This window comes from Pseudomonas sp. TNT2022 ID642, from assembly GCF_028656995.1.
Classification (GTDB): Bacteria; Pseudomonadota; Gammaproteobacteria; order Pseudomonadales; family Pseudomonadaceae; genus Aquipseudomonas.
The window spans coordinates 1-3,163 of the sequence record NZ_JAMDGW010000053.1 but is presented as its reverse complement, the minus strand read 5'-3'; the positions used below and the strand labels follow the sequence as shown (position 1 = coordinate 3,163).

Below are 3,163 nucleotides of genomic sequence, written 5' to 3'. Positions count from 1 at the left end.
CAAACGCGAGTCAGAGCAGCGGTCAGAGTGGTTTTACCGTGGTCAACGTGACCAATGGTCCCAACGTTGACGTGGGGCAGGGAACGATCAAATTTTTCCTTAGCCATCGATATCACCCTCAACAGAAGAAATTAGACAAACAATATCAACCATTAAAACAAAGGCAGATATTTTCATATCTGCCTTGTTATATGGAGCTCTTGAGCGGATTTGAACCGCTGACCTCACCCTTACCAAGGGTGTGCTCTACCAACTGAGCTACAAGAGCGAAACACATTTGCACAACCTGCAAACTTGGAGCGGGTAGCGGGAATCGAACCCGCATCATCAGCTTGGAAGGCTGAGGTTCTACCACTAAACTATACCCGCGGAGCCTGCAGCTCACGCTTAAATCTGGTGGAGGGAGAAGGATTCGAACCTTCGAAGTCGTAGACGTCAGATTTACAGTCTGATCCCTTTGGCCGCTCGGGAACCCCTCCTAATCAGGCCGGCATTCTATACTATGCCAAACCCCTGTCAAGCATTTTCTCATTTAAAAACCTGAGGTTAGCTGCGTTGACATCGCTCAACTTTGATTTCCTTTTTAGGTCTTCGCTGTGGAGCGGGCGCCATTCTATGCAAACTATTCAGCAGGTGCAACCCCCTCACACAGCATTATTTTATGTTTTAACTCATTGAATTCGTTGGAAAGGTTTTGAAGCTGGGAATCCCCCAACAAACGCTGACTCTGAGGCGCGACAGACAACCAATAACCAGCCCCGGAAGCATCCTTCGAAGAAGATTGCACATCGACCCCCATTTCAACCAAGCGCCGCTGAAGAGCTGAAAGCGACTCCTGCCGGGAAAAGCCACCAAGCAACAGACACTCTTGCCGCCGCCCACCCCGCCCTTCCCGAGCATCACCCGTCGTTTCGCTGAGCAAGCGTATGTCCTGCTGCGAACCTCGATACAAACTGAGGGGCGTTACATCTTTCGCCCGCAAGGGCGCCTCCTGCTGATGCCAGACATAATAGAAAACATTAAGAACAAGAAGCAGGAGGAACAACCAACGCATACAAACCTCAGGAAAAAGGACACGCCATAGCCAACCCTACAAAGACCAGGTCGGGAACAACTCGGGCCTCAGGCGCGACATCCGCAACCAACTCAGCATCACCGCCAGTTATAAATACTGTGAAGTCTTCTCCCCAGTAGGAACGTGCCAACTCCAACTGCGACAAGACGAAACCCCGCAACATCAATGCACAGCCGCGCTCCACCGCCTCAACGGTAGTCCGCCCTGGCGCAATGCTGGACAGCGCACGCTCAGCCGCCTGATCCCCATAGCGAATCTTGCGGGTATGAGTGCGTAACTGATTCCGCATCAATGGCATTCCAGGGCAAATAAAACCGCCCAGATGCTCACCATCGGCAGCAATAAAATCAGCAGTTACCGCCGTACCAAAATCGAGCACCAGGCAAGCACCACCTGCTGCGAGATGAAACCCGCCGAGCATGGCCAACCATCGATCTAGCCCTAGGCGCTCGTAGTCTTCATAACCATTTTTGACACCAGACATTTCACGAGAGGACTTCGCACACGCCACCGAAATACCGAACTCCCGCTCGATAGCGTCGGTTAATGCATCAGTTTCCTCTGCGGTCCTGACACTGACCAAGCGACATTTGCACAGAACAAGTCCATTAAGGGATCTCAAACCGTCAAGCAACGCAAGATCAGAGTCCACAACCCCTTCAGAAAAAAGACCTCCGGACGCAGCCTTCAGCACTCGCCACTTAATAAAGCTGTTCCCACAGTCGAGCTCAAGAATCATCACGCAACCTCAGACTGAGCTCACCACCGCTAAATACTTTTTCCACGCCATCTACCTTCAGGCGCAGTGCACCCTGACTATCTATTCCTAGCACTACACCATCTATCTGGCTGGAACCGGCAATCAATGAAACCGAACGATCTTGCCACAAATGATTCGCTTCCCATTCCGCCTGGAGAACTGAAAAACCATCGACCTGATGGCGCTGGATGTAGGTGTTTAATTGCTTACTCAGCTCAACCACAAAGACATTACGATCACTACTTTTACCTGTCTCAAGCCGAATCGAAGTCCATTGTTGTCCGACCTCATCAGCCACCTGCATGTTGACGTTAATGCCTATACCCAACACCACGTGACAAACATCTGCCGGATCTCCGACGAGCTCAAGGAGAATTCCAGCGATTTTCTTATGACCTACCAAGACATCATTCGGCCATTTCAACCCTGCGCCCAGCACCCCGAAATTTCGCAGAGCTTGTAAGACAGCCAACCCCACAACAAGACTCAAGCCCTCGAGCTGGCGCATTCCACCGTCGATACGCAGAACAAGGCTGTAATAGAGATTTTCAGCAAACGGACTCACCCATTTGCGACCTCTTCGTCCTCGCCCAGAAGCTTGCCGTTCCGCGAGCACCAAGAAGGGCGCTAAACCACCCCGACCAATCGCGCGCAAGGCCTCAGCGTTCGTCGAGTCGACTGAATCCAGAACGGTCACAGGCCAACCCGGCGCCATTTCCGATATTGCCCGAGAGTCGAGCAGCGCCAATGGCGCCGCCAATTGATAACCCCGCCCCCGAACTTTATGGATGGACAAGCCAAGTTCAGCCTCAAGATGCTGAAGTTGCTTCCACACCGCACTTCGACTAATTCCCAGGGCGGCACCGAGATCCTGACCAGAATGGAATCGGCCATCTTTCAGAAGGTTCAACAACGTCAACATGCAGGTTTCGCCTCACAATGAGGCCCGAATAATAGCCATGCTCCGGGCCGTTGCATAGAAATCAAGCAAATGCTTTTCCTGCGGGCAAAACAAAACCCCAATTGCTTTCGCAATTGGGGTTTCGGAATTTAATCTTGACGATGACCTACTCTCACATGGGGAAACCCCACACTACCATCGGCGATGCATCGTTTCACTGCTGAGTTCGGGATGGGATCAGGTGGTTCCAACGCTCTATGGTCGTCAAGAAATTCGGGTACTGAGTCGTGACCAGATGGTCTCGCTTCAGCAAATTGGGTATGTGATAGTTTTCGGTGTTTTGTGAGTCTTTCGAACTTTCGGTTCGTTTCGTCTTCACACACCGCAATCTGGTCTCTTTCGAGTTCGCAAATTGCTTGGGTGTTAT

4 protein-coding genes, 3 tRNA genes and 1 rRNA gene are annotated in these 3,163 nt (G+C 51.5%); all 8 read right to left on the bottom strand.

What is annotated here, in order from left to right; translation table 11 throughout:
• The coding region (locus tag M5G26_RS29445; protein ID WP_146051608.1) for a GTP-binding protein at positions 1-107 on the bottom strand (107 nt) is incomplete at its 3' end.
• A gap of 85 nt (positions 108-192) precedes the next feature.
• Positions 193-268: transfer RNA gene (locus M5G26_RS29440), tRNA-Thr, on the bottom strand.
• A 27-nt stretch (positions 269-295) separates the two neighbouring features.
• Positions 296-369: transfer RNA gene (locus tag M5G26_RS29435), tRNA-Gly, on the bottom strand.
• Positions 370-394: 25 nt separating this feature from the next.
• A tRNA-Tyr gene (locus tag M5G26_RS29430) sits at positions 395-479 on the bottom strand.
• A gap of 143 nt (positions 480-622) precedes the next feature.
• Positions 623-1,054, bottom strand: coding sequence for a hypothetical protein (locus tag M5G26_RS29425; protein ID WP_038362151.1), 432 nt, complete (start codon positions 1,052-1,054; stop codon positions 623-625).
• 7 nt (positions 1,055-1,061) lie between these two features.
• Positions 1,062-1,814, bottom strand: coding sequence for a pantothenate kinase (locus M5G26_RS29420; protein WP_273917190.1), 753 nt, complete (start codon positions 1,812-1,814; stop codon positions 1,062-1,064).
• Positions 1,804-2,757, bottom strand: a complete 954-nt coding sequence (birA, locus tag M5G26_RS29415; protein WP_273917189.1) for a bifunctional biotin--[acetyl-CoA-carboxylase] ligase/biotin operon repressor BirA — start codon at positions 2,755-2,757, stop codon at positions 1,804-1,806. The genes M5G26_RS29420 and birA overlap by 11 nt, the downstream gene beginning before the upstream one ends.
• A gap of 132 nt (positions 2,758-2,889) precedes the next feature.
• Positions 2,890-3,005, bottom strand: a 5S ribosomal RNA gene (gene rrf, locus M5G26_RS29410).
• Between the last annotated feature and the right edge of the window lie 158 nt (positions 3,006-3,163).

Coding starts and splice junctions, on each gene's coding strand:
- M5G26_RS29425 (WP_038362151.1), bottom strand. CDS start 1,054: ATGCGTTGGTTGTTCCTCCTGCTTCTTGTTCTTAATGTTTTCTATTAT.
- birA (WP_273917189.1), bottom strand. CDS start 2,757: ATGTTGACGTTGTTGAACCTTCTGAAAGATGGCCGATTCCATTCTGGT.
- M5G26_RS29420 (WP_273917190.1), bottom strand. CDS start 1,814: ATGATTCTTGAGCTCGACTGTGGGAACAGCTTTATTAAGTGGCGAGTG.